Origin of the sequence: Hymenobacter nitidus (assembly GCF_020447315.1) — a bacterium.
Classification (GTDB): Bacteria; Bacteroidota; Bacteroidia; order Cytophagales; family Hymenobacteraceae; genus Hymenobacter; species Hymenobacter nitidus.
The window spans coordinates 179,095-196,084 of the sequence record NZ_JAJADQ010000006.1 but is presented as its reverse complement, the minus strand read 5'-3'; the positions used below and the strand labels follow the sequence as shown (position 1 = coordinate 196,084).

The 16,990-nt window shown below is 60.2% G+C and carries 11 protein-coding genes; 7 read left to right on the top strand and 4 right to left on the bottom strand.

Annotated elements, in window-relative coordinates; genetic code table 11:
• Window positions 1–20 precede the first annotated feature (20 nt).
• The 3 genes from LGH70_RS13010 (at window position 21) to LGH70_RS13000 (ending at window position 3,310) form a co-directional block, all read left to right on the top strand.
• Window positions 21–1,511: a RagB/SusD family nutrient uptake outer membrane protein gene (locus LGH70_RS13010; protein WP_226186238.1), complete on the top strand. Its 1,491-nt coding sequence runs from the start codon at window positions 21–23 to the stop codon at window positions 1,509–1,511.
• An 80-nt stretch (window positions 1,512–1,591) separates the two neighbouring features.
• The gene (locus LGH70_RS13005; RefSeq protein ID WP_226186236.1) at window positions 1,592–2,395 is read left to right on the top strand and encodes a PKD domain-containing protein; all 804 of its coding nucleotides are present in this window, start codon (window positions 1,592–1,594) and stop codon (window positions 2,393–2,395) included.
• A gap of 33 nt (window positions 2,396–2,428) precedes the next feature.
• Complete coding sequence (locus LGH70_RS13000; protein WP_226186234.1) at window positions 2,429–3,310, top strand: glycoside hydrolase family 16 protein; 882 nt, start codon at window positions 2,429–2,431, stop codon at window positions 3,308–3,310.
• Window positions 3,311–3,509: 199 nt separating this feature from the next.
• Here the strand turns inward: LGH70_RS13000 and galK are convergent, their stop codons facing one another.
• Entirely contained in the window at window positions 3,510–4,661 is a 1,152-nt protein-coding gene (galK, locus tag LGH70_RS12995) for a galactokinase (RefSeq protein ID WP_226186231.1), read from the bottom strand.
• Between the two features lie 641 nt (window positions 4,662–5,302).
• Here galK and LGH70_RS12990 point away from each other — a divergent pair.
• The gene (locus LGH70_RS12990; RefSeq protein ID WP_226186229.1) at window positions 5,303–6,904 is read left to right on the top strand and encodes a family 43 glycosylhydrolase; all 1,602 of its coding nucleotides are present in this window, start codon (window positions 5,303–5,305) and stop codon (window positions 6,902–6,904) included.
• A gap of 75 nt (window positions 6,905–6,979) precedes the next feature.
• Here LGH70_RS12990 and LGH70_RS12985 read toward each other — a convergent pair whose 3' ends face one another.
• A complete protein-coding gene (locus LGH70_RS12985) occupies window positions 6,980–9,487 on the bottom strand; it encodes a DUF5686 and carboxypeptidase-like regulatory domain-containing protein (RefSeq protein ID WP_226186227.1) in 2,508 nt (835 codons plus the stop codon).
• A 505-nt stretch (window positions 9,488–9,992) separates the two neighbouring features.
• Between LGH70_RS12985 and LGH70_RS12980 the strand changes: the two genes are divergently transcribed.
• The 3 genes from LGH70_RS12980 (at window position 9,993) to LGH70_RS12970 (ending at window position 11,841) form a co-directional block, all read left to right on the top strand.
• Window positions 9,993–10,694: a carboxypeptidase-like regulatory domain-containing protein gene (locus LGH70_RS12980; RefSeq protein ID WP_226186225.1), complete on the top strand. Its 702-nt coding sequence runs from the start codon at window positions 9,993–9,995 to the stop codon at window positions 10,692–10,694.
• A gap of 317 nt (window positions 10,695–11,011) precedes the next feature.
• Window positions 11,012–11,434 carry a hypothetical protein gene (locus tag LGH70_RS12975; RefSeq protein ID WP_226186223.1) on the top strand — a complete coding sequence of 141 codons (423 nt, stop codon included), beginning with the start codon at window positions 11,012–11,014 and terminating at the stop codon, window positions 11,432–11,434.
• Between the two features lie 47 nt (window positions 11,435–11,481).
• Window positions 11,482–11,841 carry a hypothetical protein gene (locus LGH70_RS12970; protein WP_226186222.1) on the top strand — a complete coding sequence of 120 codons (360 nt, stop codon included), beginning with the start codon at window positions 11,482–11,484 and terminating at the stop codon, window positions 11,839–11,841.
• Between the two features lie 96 nt (window positions 11,842–11,937).
• On the opposite strand, the gene LGH70_RS12965 is transcribed toward LGH70_RS12970, so the two are convergent.
• Both LGH70_RS12965 and LGH70_RS23850 read right to left on the bottom strand, forming a co-directional pair.
• Complete coding sequence (locus LGH70_RS12965) at window positions 11,938–12,909, bottom strand: NAD(P)/FAD-dependent oxidoreductase (protein WP_226186221.1); 972 nt, start codon at window positions 12,907–12,909, stop codon at window positions 11,938–11,940.
• Between the two features lie 141 nt (window positions 12,910–13,050).
• A complete protein-coding gene (locus tag LGH70_RS23850; RefSeq protein ID WP_226186220.1) occupies window positions 13,051–16,962 on the bottom strand; it encodes a DUF6923 family protein in 3,912 nt (1,303 codons plus the stop codon).
• Window positions 16,963–16,990 lie beyond the last annotated feature (28 nt).

The following is a 16,990-nucleotide window of genomic DNA, read 5'->3' as shown; positions in this document are numbered from 1 at the left end:
CTCCTAACCTCAGTACGACAATGTCATCCATCAATAAATATGCTTGCGGTGCCTGGCTCCTGACGCTGGGTCTGCTGACGGGTTGCGGTGAGAGTTTTCTCGACGAAGAGCCCACCGACCAGGTAACCGACGCCAACTTCTACAAAACTGAAACCGACGCTATTCAGGCCACCAATGCCGTGTATAGCGAGCTGAACAAAGCCGGCCAGTACAACTCCTCGCTGTGGGGTATCGGCGATATTATGTCGGACCTCTCTACCACCGGTGGTGGTGGCGGCGGCGACGGTATCGAGCAGCAGCAGCTCGACAACTTCAACATTCCGAGCACCAACCCGCTCACGACCCGCCTCTGGGGCAGCTGCTACGTGGGCATCGGCCGGGCCAACATCGTGATGGAGAAGATACCGGGCATGGACATCAACGCGGCCATCAAGAACCGCTGCATCGGTGAGGCCGAGTTTCTGCGGGCCAAGTACTACTTCGACCTGGTGCGCACGTTCGGCGACGTGCCCCTGCTGACAAAGCCTCCCAAGACCCTGGAAGAAGTGAATGCCCCGCGCAAGCCGGTAGCCGAGGTGTATGCCCAGATTGAGGCCGACCTGAAAGATGCCATTACCAAGCTGGAGGGCTCCTACAACGGCGACGACATCGGGCGGGCCACCAAGTGGTCGGCGGCGGCGCTGCTGGCCAAGGTGTACCTGACCCAGAACAAGCTGAGCGATGCTGCCACCCAGGCCCGCCTCGTTATCAACCAGAGCGGCAAGGAGTTGTGGGCCAACTACGGCGACAACTTCAAGGTGGCCAACGAGAACGGCAAAGAGTCGCTGTTCGAAGTGCAGTACGTATCGGGCCGCAACGAGTGGACCCAGGACGGCCTGGGCTGGAGCGGCAATGAGTTCATGGCCCCCCGCGGCCAGGGCATCGTGCCCCAGGGCGGCTACGGCTTCAATATTCCCGAGCCCGACTTCGTGGCCGGCTACGAAGACGGTGACGTGCGCCGCGAGGTAACCATCTGGAAGCCCGGCGACAAGTACCCCGACGGCCGTGAGCAGCCCAAGGAGCTACCCGGCTCGCCCAACGGCTACGGCGTGAAAAAGTGGTTTGTGGGCAAGGTAAACACCCGGGTCTGGGACTCGGAGCTCAACATTCCGGTTATCCGGCTGGGCGAAGTCTACCTGATTCTGGCCGAGGCTGAGGGCAACACTCCCGACGGCTACAAGTATGCCAACATGGTGCGGCGCCGCGCGTTTGGCGAGCCGCTGGGCTCGGCCGGCACCCACGACCTGCGCCCCGGCATGGGCAACGACGAGTTCCGGGCCGCCATCCGGCGGGAGCGGAAATACGAACTGGCCTTCGAAATGGACCGGTGGTTTGATATGAAGCGCACCGGTGAGCTGCTCACCTCCGAGCACCTCAAGCGCAAGGGTATTAAGCCCTACAACGTGGTGATGCCCATTCCGCAGACCGAGCTGGACGTGAATACCGGCCTGACGCAGAACACGGGTTATTAATCGGGCTTCGTCTGCCCCGGGCTTCGTCTGGGGCGGGCAACCTCCGGCTTTTTCATCCTTTCCACTTCCTCCGAATTTCCATGAAACACATAGTACGCGTAGCAGTGCTGGGCCTCTTCTCGACGGCGAGCTTGCTGCTGACCGCCTGCGAAAAAGAAGGCGACGACTACACTCTGGAAGGCCCCCTGCCCCAGACTTCTTACACCACTTCCATCAAAACCGTGGGCCTGACCAGCGAAGTGACCTTCACGGCCACCGGCGCCGACGGCTTTCTGTATCAGTGGGACTTCGGCGACGAGTCGGTGGGCACGGGCAAGACGGTGACGCACGTCTATAAGAGCAGCGGCGCGGTCAAGACCAAGCTCACGGTGGCAGGCCGCGGCGGCACCAGCTTTTCCGACGTGAAGGAAATCACGCTGCCCCCGGTAATCGACATTGTGAAGCAGCTGCTGACCGGCGGCTCGTCGAAAACCTGGATGCTGCAGAACGACGTGAATGCGCCCATCACCGTGGGCACGGAAGCCAACCCGGCGGAGTACTTCGGCGGCGTCACGGCCGGCTCGTTGCCCACCTGCCAGTCCGACGATGAGTACACGTTTTCCAACACCAACAACTTCATTTACAACGCCAAGGCTGAAACGTTCGTCGCCGGCGACTTCACCTGCCAGGCGCCCCGCTCGGGCTCGTCCGACTTCACCTTCGGACCCGCCACCGGCCAGGGCTACGCCATGATTGAGTTTAAAAAAGCCGGTACTTTCATTGGCGTAACCGACGCGCCCGACCTGACTTACCGCATCATCGACATCAGCGCAACGAATATGGTGCTCCGGGCCGGTAAGCCCGGCGGCACGGTGTTTCAGTTCAAGATGGTCGCCAAACCATAAAGCCAGCAACGGCCTTTGCTTTCCTTGTCTCGCATGAAGTCCTCCTTTCTATCCCGTACGCGTCGTCAGGGCCTGTGGGCTGCCTTGCTGCTAAGCCTGAGCCTACTCTCGTGCACCGAAAAATCCAAGAGCAGCAACCCCAGACCGTTACCGCCGCCGCCACCGCCCACGCCGGGCGTGAATGAGGAGCCGCGCAACTTCAGCCAGTACGACAACCTGGTGTGGAACGACGAATTTACCAGCGGCACCCTCGACCAAAGCAAGTGGGTGTATGAGCAGGGCGGCGGCGGCTGGGGCAACCGGGAGCTGCAGAACTACACCAATTCCCGCGAAAACAGCTTTATCACCGGCGACACGCTCGTAATTCAGGCCCTGCGGCAGCAGTCAGGCAGCAACCCCTACACCTCGGCCCGCCTCATTACCAAGGGCAAGAAGAGCTTTCAGTACGGCCGCATCGACGTGCGCGCCAAGGTGCCGAAAGGCAAAGGCGTGTGGCCCGCCATCTGGATGCTGGGCGCCGACATCGACCAGAACAACTGGCCTATGTGCGGGGAAATCGACATTATGGAGCTGCGCGGCAGCAAGCCCCGCGAGATGCTGTCCACGATGCACTTCGGCACCAGCTCCACCGACCACCGCATGAAGGGCATCACCAAAACCCTGGCCGAAGACCTGTCGGATAAGTACCACGTCTTTTCGGTGGTGCGCAGTAAGGACCTCATGCGCTTCTTCCTCGACGGGGAGCTCTACTACACCTTCACCGGTTCCGACGCCAGCCCGTTTCCGTTCAACAACCCGTTCTTTCTCATCCTGAACGTGGCTATTGGCGGCAATTTCGACGGCGACCCGGATGCCACCACGGTGCTGCCCCAGCAGATGCGCGTCGACTACGTACGCTACTACCAGTACAAGTAAATTCCTCAGGTTTCCCGGCTTGCTTGCTCATGCAGACGAGTAACCGGGGTAAGAGGCCGGATTCGCGAAGTTAGGAGCGCGAACCGGCCTCTTTTTTATGTGTTTATGTGCATCTGCCTGGAAGCCGACAACCGATACCAATAAAAAAGCCGCCCGCCGATACGTATCGGCGGGCGGCTTTTTGGGGTTTTGCCCGGCGCTATTGCACCAAACCTACGCCGTCCACAATCGTGGCCTCATAAGTGTCAAGCTTCAAGCCCAGCCGTTGCAGGTAGCCGGCCTTCATGTGCTCCACAAAGCTGGCTACCTGCTGGGTGTCTACTAGATTGATGGTGCAGCCGCCGAAGCCGCCGCCCATCATCCGCCCCCCGTAGATGCCGGGCGCCGACTGGGCCAGCTCCACCAGCACATCCAGCTCGGGACAGCTTACTTCGTATTTGTCGCGCAGGCCGGCGTGGGAGGCGTAGAGCAGCTGCCCCACGGCGGCCAGGTCGCCTTGCTGCAGCACGCGGCCGGTTTCTTCCACCCGCTGGTTTTCCTCCACCACGTAGGAGCAGCGCTTGTACACTACCTCACCCAGCTCGTTACGGTGCGCGTCCAGCTGGGGCAGGGTCGCGTCGCGCAGGGTTTTAATCTCCGGGTAGTGCTGCTGCAGAACCGCCACGCCCTGCTCGCACTCCTGGCGCCGGGTGTTGTACTCGGAGCTGGCCAGGGCGTGCTTCACCCCCGAGTTGCAGAGCACGATGCGGCAGCTGGCGGTGTCGAAGGGGTAATACTCGTAATCCAGAGAGCGGCAATCGAGGCGCACCACTTGGCCGGCCCGGCCAAACACGCTGGCAAACTGGTCCATCAGTCCGCACATCACCTTGGCATATTCATGCTCGGCGGCCTGCCCCATTTTAGCTATTTCCATGGGCTGCAGCTGGGCGCTGAGCAGCTGGTTGAGGGCGAACAGCATGCCGCACTCCAATGCTGCCGACGACGACAAGCCCGCCCCCGACGGCACCGTGCCGCCAAAGGCGCAGTCGAAGCCCGGCACCGCGAGGCCGCGCTTCTGCAGCTGCGCCACAACGCCCAGCAGGTAGTTGGCCCACTGGGTCTGGCTGGGGGCCACTTCCTCCACGCGCACTTCCACTGCCTCCTGCAGGTCGTGGGCATACAGGCGAATCGTGTCCGTCTGGTTCAGGGCCACTGCGAAGTACATTTCCTTGTCGATGGCCGCGGGCAGCACAAAGCCGGCATTGTAGTCGGTGTGTTCCCCAATCAGGTTGATGCGGCCGGGCGCGCGCACCAGCAGGGGCTCGGACTGGAAACGCTGCCGGAACGCAGCGGCAATATCGTGGATGAGCATAAGCGGCGGTGAGAAGTGTGGGTGAGTAAGTAGGCCGCAGCCGCAAGGTGGGGCGCGGCGGCGAAAAATAAGTTTACGCGGCCCCGGGTACTTTGGCTGTGCGGAAGCAATGTTGGGAGCAGGGAGCCAGAATTAAAATGTGTAAAGTATTGGCCTGCTTTCGAATGCAAAGCAAGCCGTTCGCGGCAGAATCTTGTCCGGTTTCTGTGAAATATTAGTTAAATCATAGTTTTAGCTAAAATTGCTTGCGTAGTTAGATAAGAGTGGCCCGAATTATGCTCCATGCTTGCGGGTGCCTTATCTGGGCTATATTCAGAAAAATACTCTGAATTGAACCTGAATTGCGGCTTTTAGCGTTGCGGGTCATCTTCCAAAAGTGAGGCCTGAGTACCTGGTGAAAACATTTGAAACGAATTTTGGTCGTATTAAAAAAATACACTTGTTTGTTTGTCGGCAGAAGTAAAGTAGTATCTTTCGGTTTGCTGCGCTAAGTAGGGCTTCGAAATTCCCCTTTTACCACTGCTCGCAAGAGCAAGCCCCCGCCGTGCAGACGAGTTGAGTTGTGTTTTGGTACGGCCCCCAACGGCTGGCACCGCCCCGAAAACCATCGTTCGTTTCCCACCCCTTTTTTCCTCTTAGTTGTGTCGTTCGACTTCGAAAGCGGACCGTCTTACACGGCGGTTCCTACTGTAGATTCCTCGACTGAGTATACGGCCGTTGCGCCGTTGGTCGATGCTATGCCCACCGTGGCCCCGCCCGTCGAGGCGGCGCCCAGCCCCAACTACGCCAACATCGTGCTGCCCGGCGACTTCCCGGACCCGACGATTGCCAAAATCGGCAATACGTACTGGGCCAGCGCTACGTCGGCCGAGTGGGGACCGGTGTTTCCCATGTTCAAGTCGGAGAACCTGGTGGACTGGGAGCTGGTGACGCACGTGTTTCCCGGGCAGCTGCCCGACTGGTGCGACGCCAACTTCTGGGCTCCGGAGATTTTCTACGAGGGCGGCAAAACCTACATCTACTACACGGCCCGCAAGAAAAACGGCCCCCTGTGCGTAGCCGTAGCCAGCGCCGACCAGCCCGAAGGCCCCTACACCGACCATGGCCCGCTGGTGGGGCAGCGCCTGGGCTCCATCGACGGCTTCCCCATGCGCGACGAGCACGGCGACCTGTACCTGGTGTGGAAAGAAGACGGCAACAGCAAGAGCAAGCCCACGCCCATCTGGGCCCAGCGCATCAATGAAAAGCGCATGGCCCTGGTTGGCAAAAAGGTGGAGCTGTTCCGCAACACCGAGAAGTGGGAAGGCTGCCTGGTCGAAGGCTCGGCCATCGTGCGCCACGACGACTACTTCTACATGTTCTACGCCGGCAACGGCTGCTGCGGCAAGTGCTGCAACTACGCCACCGGCGTGGCCCGTGCCAAGAGTCTGCTGGGCCCCTGGGAGAAGTGCCCCCAGAACCCCATTCTCGACAAGAATAAAACCTGGAAGTGCCCCGGCCACGGCACCGTAGCCGAGTACGAAGGCCGCTGGTTTCTGCTGCACCACGCGTATTACACCGACAGCCACGAGTTTGTGGGCCGCCAGGGCATTCTGAGCGAGTTTACCTGGAACGCGGAAGGCTGGCCCGAATTCCAGGGCAAAAGCCCCCAGGCCGCGCCCCTGCCCGACCTGAGCGTGCTCGACGTTACGGATACGTTTTCCGGCAACCAGCTGGCGCACACCTGGCAGTGGCCCGTGGGCGAGCAGCCCGAAGTTGGCATCTGCGACGAGCAGCTGCTGCTGGCGGCCGGCTCCAAGGGCTTGGGGGCTATGGTGGCCCAGCGCACCTTTGCCGCTACCTACAAAGCTATTACGACCCTCGATTTTGCCAACCTAGCGCCCGGCACCTTCGCCGGCATCGGGGCCATCGGCGACCATGCCAACTCCCTGGCCCTGATGGCCGGCGACAACAGCCTGCAGCTCTGGCACGTGAAAGGCGGCACCCGGGAGTGCCTGACCAAGGTAGCCGTGGAAAGCTGCAAAACGCTGTCGTTGCGCCTGGAGGTGTGGGGCGGGCAGCGCTACCGCTTCAGCTTCAGCACCGACGGCACCACCTGGCTGGCCATGCCTACCGAAAGCTTCGCCATCAACGGGACCTACCTGCCGCCCTGGGACCGGGGCATTCGGGTGGCGCTGCTGGCCAATGGGCCGGCTGCTTCTACGGTGGCCTTCAACCATTTCTCGCTCCGCAACAAGCGCTAAGCAAGCTTAGCCAATACCCAAAAGCCCCGGCAACGCGCGTTGCCGGGGCTTTTGCTTTCTAAAGGTAAATCCGCTTTACAGCTTGAACTGCAGGCTGAGCTTCACGCCGAAGTTGTCGGCTTCGGGGGCGCTGCGGTAAGTCAGGCGGTGCAGGAAATCCAGGCGGACCACCTTGAAGATGTTTTCCACGCCGTAGCCGACCTCGGCGTACGGTCCGCGGTCCAGGGCCTGGAAGGTGGGCTGGGCCTCGCCAGTAGCCGGGTTGCGGGCTGGGGTCAGGTTGCGGTTCGCCTGGCTTACGCCGCCAAACAGCACGTTGCCGGAAGCCAGCAGGCGCCAGTTCAGCTTGCGCAGCAGCGGCAGGCTATTCAGCAGCAACCCTTCGAAGTGGTCTTCCACCCGCACGGAGGCATACCGGTCGCTGACAAACTCGAAGTAGCGCATCAGGTTGAAGGCCGCCCCGTTGTAGAACGGCGACTGGTTGCCCATGTGCGTCTTGAGCAGGGGGTAGGGCACCGTGCTCGGAATATAGCCGGCCTCGATGCGGTAGTCGGCGCGGCCGAAAATGCCGACCTGCAGGCTTTGCGTCGTGATGAAAGCAAACTTTTGGTACTTAAAGTCACTGCCAAACAGCTGGTTGGCGCCCAGCGTGTAGCGAAACACGAACACCGGCCAGCGCATCAAACCCACGGCCCGGCGGCGGTTTTCAGTTTCAATCAACACTTCATCGTGGGCGTAGCGCGACTCCAGAATCAGCTCGGAAAGCGTGATGTTGGCCGCCGTGGGCGCGCCGGGAAACCGCCGCTCGGTGTTGTAGTAGGCAAAATTGTAGAGGGGCGTAAAGCGCTGGTGGCGCACCATAATCTTCTGGGTAAAGCCCCGGATGATGTCGGTCTGCAGCGAGAGGCCCGATACGTCGCGCATCAGCGGGCGGCTGCCCCGGATGCGGCCGAAGCGGGCCGCGGCGTCAAACAGCGGGTTTTCCTGCCCAAACTCGTTGTCGAGCAAGGCTACCTGGTCGAGGTCGTGGCGGTACTCGGCCCCCAGCACCGTCCAGTGCTGCCGCTCAAGAATGCGGTTCACGCGGGCCCCGTACTTGAAGCGCCCGTCGCGGAAACCGTAGGCGGCATAGGCCCGCACCAGCCAGTCGCGGCTTAGCTCCGGAGTGGTGCGGAAGCCGAAGCGCAGGCGGTGGCCCTCAATGTCGTTGAAGCCGTAGGTCGACAGAATCGGGCCCAGATCCAGCGGCCCGACGCGCTTGTAGCCGTTCACCAGCACGTCGGCCAAATCCAGCACCGACCGGACGCTGGGCAGCTCGCGCACCGAGTCGAGCACGGCCAGCGTGGTTTGGTCGGCTAGGCTCAGCGAGTCGGGGCGGTTCTTGTCGAAGTAGTCTTTAGGAATCTGGGTGGCGTTAGCGGCCGTTTCTATCGGGTTGTCATAAAAGGCCAGGGCCCGCTCGTGGTTCCGCTCGAAGTTGGAGTTGATGGTCGTGAACTGCACTAGCATGCCGGCCTGGTTGTCGGCGGGCTTCACGCCCACTTTCACCTGCACCCGGGCGGGCAGGCCCGCCCCCTGGTCGGGCGGCGTCAGCTCCTGGTCGATGCGCAGCTCACTGACGAAGTTGATGTTGGCTTCGGGGCTCTTGGTCAGGCTTACTTTGCGCAGCGCGTAGGTGTCGGCCGTTATCCAGATGGTGCCCGTGAAGGCCAGATCCTGGGCGCGGCGCGGCTGCACGGCCAACTGGTAGCACCAGTCCTGGCCCACAAACACCGAATCCTGCAGCTCGTACTCGTAGGCCAGCTTCCAGCCGTCGGCAATGGGCGAGATAAAGTCCTTGCCCAGGATATTCTGCCAGTTCAGGTAAAAGTTGTAGTCCTGCAGCGAGGAACCCAGAATCTGGGACAATACCGAACCTTCGCGCGGCCCCAATCCCCGCATCTGCCGCCGCCGGATTTCCTCCCGTTTCCGGATGGGGTGGGTCTGGGTGTAGACGCGCGAGAGAATCTCGGACGCAAAAATCGGCAGCGCCTTGGCACTGATGCCCGCGCCGGTGCCCTTGCTCATGCTGTCGGACAAGGTGAGCATGTCGCGGATAACCTTGCGCTTGGCCAGGCGGGCGGGTAAATCGGTGATGCTGGTTTGCAGGCGGCTGTAGCTGTCGAACTCAAAGGCCTTGAGCTGGCGCTTGTCGTTCCGGGGCTTGTGGGTTTGCACCCGGCGCAGAATCACGTAGGCCGGGTTTTCGCGGGGCCGCACCACTACCTCGCTCAGGGTCACGGCCCCGGACCGTAGCGCGAAGTTTACGGTTTGCTGCTCCTGCCGGCCAACTGCCTTTTTCAGGGCCAGAAAGCCCAGCGCCGAGGAGGCCAGCGTGTCGATGGGCTGGGTGGTGGTGAGTTGGTAGCGGCCCTCGGCGTCGGCGGTGATGCCAATGGTGGTACCCGGTACAAACAAGGAAGCGAAAGGAACAGGCTGCCCGGTGGAAGCCTCCGTAATCCGCCCCGAAAATACCATACGCTGCCCCCAGGACGGCAGGGCAAGAGCTAATAGCAAGACTAATAGCGCGTAAGTATGCTTCATAAATTACTCAGAGACGGGTATGGCGCAATAGGCTAAGGTCGGCAACTTCGTAAGCTACACACTATAGGGCAAACAAAAAACGCCTGGGAGGCAATATCTGTCCGCGTAGTAGTTTCACGCTGCTACGCGGGGTAGGAGGTTTTTGGGTCCGTCTTGCCGTGCGGTCTTTGCTAGCGGTTCGGGGCATAATTATTTTCGGTTGGTGGTACTCGCAAGCAATGATCTGGGCACGGTCCGCATTGGATCAGGGTAAGTGTGGTTCTGCTTATTGATACTGTTGAGCTTGCATTAATCGGTTACCAGGAAATATAAAAACCGTTACAAACTAGTTGGTAAACTGAACAATACGAGCTTTTTATCGACTGTAAAGGTACTTTCATATCAAAAATTAAAACATTTATCGAATATCATTGGTATTAGGATTATTCACAGTAGATATTGGTCTGTTGCCAGGTATAATGTGCTACAGTCCTCATTCATTTTTTCACACCTTTATTTTACGACAATGGCTTTAACAGCTTACCCGTTCCATCCTGTAACAGGAGAATTACTACCGACCTACCGCGACGCCTACCTGCGCGGCGACTTGTCGGGCCACAATGCTGACCTTGTGGACGCGTACCTCAAGGCAAATCCCAATGCTGGTGATGAAGCGCTAAAACGTTTTTACACCCTGCGTGCCGCCGGCCACACCGTGCGCCCGGTAGGCTGGCTGCAGCACCAGTTCCACCTGATGCGCACTGAACCAGTCCGTTTCCGTCGGCGGGCCGGCTCTATCGTACTGGTGGGCGCCCTGCTTAGCGGGGCCGTGCTGGCTGGTACCAGCCTGCCCTCCAAAGACGCGCGGGTAGGTGTGCCCTCGGCCACGCTGGCCATGGCCGCCAGTGAGGAAATGAGCTCCGTAGCGGCTGAAGCTGCCGCCAAGAAGATGGCCGTGGTAAACGGTCGGATTCTGGACGAGAATGGCCGTCCGCTGGTGGGCGCCACTGTGCTGGACAAAACCAGCGGCCGGGGCGTAACGACCAATGCCCAGGGTACTTACTCGTTGCTGGTGCCCGCCAACCAGACCTCGAAGCTGCAGTTTGGCTACGGTGGCTACACCGAAGATGAAGTGCAGGTAAAAGGCCGCAGCGTGCAGAACGTGACGCTGCTACCCCGTACCGACGCCGTGGCCAAAGTAAAAAAGCGCCACTGGTGGAATTTTTAAGTTTGGGCTAGTAAGACCCTGATACCACGCCGTCTAGCCAATACCCAGGGCGAGCAACAAAGAAAAGTTGACAACAAAAATCCCTTTTGCTTGTATCAGCTACCAAAATAGGCTGCACCGGACTCTTTAGAAACTCGCGCCCGGATTTTCTAAAGAGCTTTTGGGCTTCGGCCTCTCAGCCCCGCTACTATCTGCCTGCCCGGCTGCCGGCTACCACCGGCACCACCCAACGCCCCCGCACTTTTACCTGCAACGAAGTATCGGTCGACCTCTGAGTACCTACTCGGGTTGCCACAGACCGGTTCCCCTTTTTCCCAATGAATATTCCGTTTTTCAACCGACTCCAATTAAAGAAAGTCACTGCCGGAGTAGCCGATGAAAGCGGAAAGCGCGCTATGCAAGTGCTGGAAGGCCTGCTGGCCGACATTCCGGAACAGCTGATGAGCTGCGTCGTCGACACGAGCTCGGGTAAAGTTCTGGCCTTCTACACGACCAACAGCGCCTACAATCCCAACCAGATCAGCCTGCGCTACGCCAAGCTGCTTCGGACAATGGAGGATGCCTTGGCTGCCAAAGCCTGGGTAGGTGGCCCCCTGACGGATGTTTCGGTTATTCTGGAGGACCAGCTGCACCACCTGCGGCCCTTGAACGACGGGAAATGGTATTGCTTTCTGGCCGTGCGAACGGCGGATGCAAACCTGGGTATTGCCAAAGAAATAATGCGCCGTCACACGGCTTAATCTCACGTTTTTTTACACACTTTTCACATCACACGCTCATTTTAGTAATGGCAAGTCCCAAACAAACCGTTCAAGCAATTCTGGCCGAGCTGCCCACCCTGCTGGCCGTAGCCGTAGTAGAAACCGAAACCGGCATGCCGCTGGCGTCGCACGCCAACATTGCCGATTTTGATATTGAAACGGCTGCCGCCTACAACACCGAGGTGGTGAAAGCCAAGCTCAAAGCTATTCAGGCTCTGAAGCTGAACCAGACCGTACAGGACATCCTGCTCACCCTGACCGACCAGCTGCACCTGCTGAAGCTCTCCTCCGATGGCTCGCAGTTCGTGTACTTGGCCGTTAACTCGCGCGACACCAACCTCGCCCAGGCCCGCCAGATCCTGAAAGCCCACTCTAACCTGAGCTAGAATCAGATTCTCGCTAGACGTAGAAAGCCCATTAGCCTTCGTGCTAATGGGCTTTTTTGCTTCTGGCGTGTGCCAACTACGCTTCTGGTCAGTATTTTATTTCGGGCATTCTTCCCGCGTCAGGGTTTCGTGAATTGCAATGGCGGCTTCCGTGCCTTCGGCGGCGGCCAGCAGGGCTTTCTGCGGGCCCGGAGTAATGTCGCCGGCGGCGTAAAGGCCACTGATGCTGGTCTGGGAGTGTTTGTTGATCCAGATGGCGCCTTTGCTGGTAAGACGGCAGCCCAGCTGCTCGGCCAACGTGGAGCGCTGGTGCTGGTGCGGATGCACAAACAAGGCGTGGCGGGCCAGCTTGTCCCCGTTCTTGAACACGATATGGCGCAGCTGCCCGTTGGCCGTGCCCTCCAGATGACTGATGGGCTCCTCATTGAGCTGGATTTTCTGCTGGCGCAGCCGGCGCCGGGCGTTGGGCGACAAATGACCGGCGCCATCGGTGCACACCACCAGGTCGGGAGCCCAGCGGCTGACCAGCAGGGCCATGCCCGTCACAATTTTGCCTTGCCCATACACGGCTAAAGCCTGGCCCCGCACTTCCCAGCCGTGGCAGTAGGGGCAGTGCAGCACGCCGCGGCCCCACAGGTCGCGCATGCCCGGTACGGGCGGCAGCTCGTCTTCTACGCCGGTAGCCAGCAGCAGCTTGCGGGCCGTAACGGTAAAGGTCCGGCCCGATTCGCCCTCGGCTTCCACCTCAAACACCTGGAAGCCCGGCGTCACGCGCTGCACCTGGGCCGCGCGCACTTCCACCGTGTCGTAGGGCTTAAGCTGGTCGAGGCCCACGCGCAGCAGCTCGGCCGGCTTGATACCGTCGCGGGTGAAGAAGCTCTGCACGCCGGGCGAAGGCGCATTGCGGGGCGGCCCTCCGTCGCAGACCAGCACCCGACGCAGGCAGCGACCCAAGGACAGGGCGGCACTGAGCCCGGCGCTACCCGCCCCAATGATTATAACGTCGTAGTCGGTGCTGGGCAGGGCTGGGGCACGGTGGCGAGGCGCGGAAATGGAGCGGTGTGGCATGGTCGAAACGGCGTAGAACCCTGCTATACCCCGAAACGAGCATTACGGTTAGCCATTCGGTTGCCATTACAGTGTTTGACGGGTAATAAAAAAGCCTCTCCCTGGATGGGAGAGGCTTTTTTTGCTCTTGGAATGTTACGCTTAGTTTTTCACCAAACGCTTCGTGATTTTCACGTTGTTGCCGCGAATCACGACCAGGTAAGAACCCGACGTCAGGCTGCGGACGGCGAAGGGGTGCAACTCACCACCCGCGTACGTCGCGCTGCTCAGCGTGCGGCCCGTCATGTCAACTACCGATACCTGATAGTTGCCGGCGGGCAGGGCCAGCAGGTCGAGCTGGGCATCCTGGTTGGGCACGGTGGGGTTCGGGTACACGGAGGGCTCAGCCTTCACGGTTTCGAACAGCACGGTGCGTACCGGGCTCTGATTTACGGTGCCATCGGTGTCTATCTGCTTGAGACGATAGTAGATGGTACCCAGGTTTTTGGCTCCAACGTTAGCATCCACAAAGCTGTAGCTGTGCGACTTCGTGCTGGTGCCCGAGCCTTTCACGGTGCCAATCTGGGTGAAAGCCTGGTCGCCGTACGCGCGCTCCACTACGAAACGGTCGTTGTTGGTTTCCGAGGCGGTAGCCCAGGTCAGTTGAGCGTTTACGCCCACGGCCTTCGCTTCAAACGAGGTCAGCTCGACGGGCAACGGAGCGTTGTTGGTCACGGCGATAATGCCCGAGAACTCCGAGGTGTTGCCCACAGCCAAGTTGTTGACGGTGGTTGGTACGGTAGCCGTAGCCGTCAGGCGGTTCGTTACCAGGCTGGTGCGCTGCGCGGCCGTTACCGGAATCGAGAAGACAAAACGGCTTACTCCGCTTTCTGAGCCGTGGTTCAGATCGGCACGGCCGCCGGTGTAGCTGGCAAAGCGCGTGTCGGTGTCACCAGCGGCGCCTTCCGTGGCGTTGAACAGGTAAGTAGCTCCTTCGCCGAAGCTGGTCGGGTCGGCGCTGGCTACGAAGAACTCGATGAGCGCGCCCGCCCGGGCGTAACCCGATACAATCAGGTTGCCGCCGGTCGTGATAGTCGCCTGGGTCAGGACGGGGAAGTTCAGCAGGCTGTTGGCTCCGCTGGCGGCCGTCTTGTTGTTGGCGTTCAGCGACACACCGTCGCCAGTAGCCGTGGCATTCGACGAAAGGTCGATGCCCAGGTTGCCGGTAGCGCTGCCACCGGTGTTGGCGCTGGTGTTGTTTTGCGTGAAGCGGTTGCCCGACGTGCCGGACATGGCCACGATACCGTCGCCGGAGTTACCCGTGATGGTGTTGGCGCTGATCAGGTTGTTGTTGCCGGCCAAGATGGCAATACCCGCATCGTTATCAGTAATAGTACCAGCACCGTTGCCGCTGATGGTGTTACCGCTGATGGTGTTGGAGTTGTTCGTGCCACCGGCGGCCAGCACGATGCCGTAGCCGGCGTTGGCGTTGATGGCGTTGCCGGTGATAGTGTTGCCCGAAGCATTGGCCAGACTAACGCCCACACCATCCGAGTTGATATAGTTGAAGTCAGCTGCGTTGGTGGCAGCAGTACGCAGGCTGTTGTTGCTGACGGTTACTCCGGTAGCGCCATTCTGCAGGCGTACGCCACCCACAAAGTTGCTCTGGGCAGTGATGTCCGTTACAATAGAGCCGGCCGTGTTTGCGCCGTTAAACGTGACTGCAAAGCCATCCGCTTCTACGCGGGCGGATCCGTTGGCACTATTCAGACCGGTTCCCAAGGCGTTGCTCAACGCCAGCGAGGCAATCCGGGTATTAGCACCCTGCGTAATCAGACCGGCAAAGCGGTTGAAGTTGATGGCAACTTCAGCACCCGTATTGTTTGGCGTAACGGCCACATCTTCGCCCGTACGGTTCGACTGCAGCTTGCCGTCGATAACGGTGTTATCGTCGTACATGGGGTCATAGGCCGAGGCCAGTGTGATGGTGAAGATGCCGGTGGTAGCGCTGTAGCCAGCGGCTGCGAAGCCCGCACCGCGCAGGCCACCGGTGCTCACGATGCCGTCGTTCATCATAAAGATGGCGTGCTCCTTGCCGGCCGGCAGGCCTACCTGGGCCAGGTTGTCGTTGGCCAGGTAGCTGCTGTTCTGGATGAACTGGCGCAACGAGCCCTGACCACTGTCGCGGGTGTTGACTACCGTGTCGAAGTTAAAGCCGAAGTCAACGCCGGTGCGGGCACCCGAAGCCTGGGTCGTAACCGTAACCAGGGACTGCAGAATGGTCGTTGCGGCTTGCCCTTGCAGGCTGTTGATCGTGGCATTGGTGGCGTTCGGGCCTACGTCGCTCTGGTTGGGGTTGGCACCACCTACCTGGTTGGTGTTATTGTAGATGTAGGTCTGCACGCCTACCACGTTGGCCGCGAAGCGGTTCGGACGGCTGCTGGTTACGGAGGTATTCACCACCCGTACCTGATAATCCGTGCTGGCGGCAAGCGGGTTGCCATTGAGAAGGTTCGTGAACACATAGTTGCCACTGGCATCCGTGGTGGCAAACCCTTGATAAGCGCCGCCAGTAGTTATGCTGGTCGTGTAGAGTTCTACCCGGGCTCCGGGCAGGGGCCGACCCTGGCTGGTAGCCTGGTCGCGGCCCAGGCCACCACCGTAGTTCATGTCTTCGAATACGGTACCCTGAATCGAGATACCGAAGCGAATAGGCGTAGCCGAAGGCGTGTCGCCGTTGGCCGTCAGGGGCAGAACCGCCGAGTTGGTCGATTGATCCTGCGCCAGCAGGTTGCCAGGGGGCAGCACGTCGCCGTTCGACAGCTGGATGTGGCCCTGGTTGGCTGCCGTACCACTGATGGTAGAGGCGTAAGCGCTGTTCAGCGCCGGTGTAGTGGGAGTACCATTGCCGAAGGTAACCCGGACTGTGAAGTCAATCAGGGCGCTCTGGCCGGCGGTCAGGCTCTGGTTGCCGGTCAGCAGGTCAGCGTTGGTGGTCTGGCCGTTATAGGCAGCGTTCGGCGCCAGGGTAGGCGCGGCGCCGCCGTTGGCACCGTTGTTGGTAATCGACCGGTTGATAATCGACAGGGCGGTAGCCGTCGGGAAGGTACCGTTGGCCACCAGGAAGTCCGAAACCTGTACGTTGGTAGCCGTCGATGTACCCGTGTTCTTCACCTGAATGTTGAAACGGACGTCGAACTGACGGGTCGCACCCGTCGGCGTGACGCTGATCAGGTCTTTCACCACGTCAATCCGCTCACTGGGGTTGATGCAGCTGGCGCCGTCGCTGTTGGGGGCGGCGTCCACGTTGCTGATAAGTGTGGCCGTGCCGTTGCTCGTATCGACGGAGTAGATACCACCCGTGTTGGAGTAGGTATAAAGGTTGCCGGCAATGTCGAAGAAGTTCGAGCCTACAACCGTGGTGTTGGTTCCCGTTTTTACGGTCGACAGAACGGCCCGCTCGACGTTATTGGTCGTAACGATGTTGATCTTGAACAAGTCTTCCAGGTAGCTGGAGCCGTAAATCCCGTCATCCGTGGGGCTGTAGGCAATGTCGGTAAAGTCGACGGTGGTGGCAGCGCCCGTGCCCGTCACCACTGGCAGCTCATCGTGCTGAGTGAGTACGGTACCGAAATCCGACAGCTTCAGGCGGAACAGCTTATCCAGGAACTGACCGGCGCTTTGGCGCGTGGCCAGGTAGAAGTTGCCCTGCTTGTCGATGGTGCCGGAGTTGTACTGTGCTACCGGCAGGTTGGTCTTGCCCAGGTCGCGGATGCCACCCCGACCAATGCGGTACAGGTGAATGCCCTCCACTGGGTCTGGGGTGCCGTTGTCGGCGGGGTAGGTTACGGCGTAGAGGTAGCTGTCCTGGGGGTTGTAGCCCAGCGCGTTGAGTACTACGCCCAGGTTGCCGGTGCTGTTGGTGCCGCCAAACGTATAAACGCTGGTAGTGTAAGCCGCCGTAGACCGGTCGACCACGTACAGCGCCGAGTAGGCAGCAGCACCCGTGTTGATCTGGCGGATCTGGTAGAAGGTACCATCGCAGGAAAATGCCTGGCCTTCTTGCGCTTGCACCTTGGTAGGGGCTAGTGCCAACCAGAAT

Bases quoted from the DNA above. Each gene is read 5' to 3' on its own strand.
- LGH70_RS13005 (WP_226186236.1), top strand. From the start codon at position 1,592: ATGAAACACATAGTACGCGTAGCAGTGCTGGGCCTCTTCTCGACGGCG.
- LGH70_RS12970 (WP_226186222.1), top strand. From the start codon at position 11,482: ATGGCAAGTCCCAAACAAACCGTTCAAGCAATTCTGGCCGAGCTGCCC.
- LGH70_RS12985 (WP_226186227.1), bottom strand. From the start codon at position 9,487: ATGAAGCATACTTACGCGCTATTAGTCTTGCTATTAGCTCTTGCCCTG.
- LGH70_RS13000 (WP_226186234.1), top strand. From the start codon at position 2,429: ATGAAGTCCTCCTTTCTATCCCGTACGCGTCGTCAGGGCCTGTGGGCT.
- LGH70_RS12980 (WP_226186225.1), top strand. From the start codon at position 9,993: ATGGCTTTAACAGCTTACCCGTTCCATCCTGTAACAGGAGAATTACTA.
- LGH70_RS12965 (WP_226186221.1), bottom strand. From the start codon at position 12,909: ATGCCACACCGCTCCATTTCCGCGCCTCGCCACCGTGCCCCAGCCCTG.
- LGH70_RS12975 (WP_226186223.1), top strand. From the start codon at position 11,012: ATGAATATTCCGTTTTTCAACCGACTCCAATTAAAGAAAGTCACTGCC.
- galK (WP_226186231.1), bottom strand. From the start codon at position 4,661: ATGCTCATCCACGATATTGCCGCTGCGTTCCGGCAGCGTTTCCAGTCC.
- LGH70_RS13010 (WP_226186238.1), top strand. From the start codon at position 21: ATGTCATCCATCAATAAATATGCTTGCGGTGCCTGGCTCCTGACGCTG.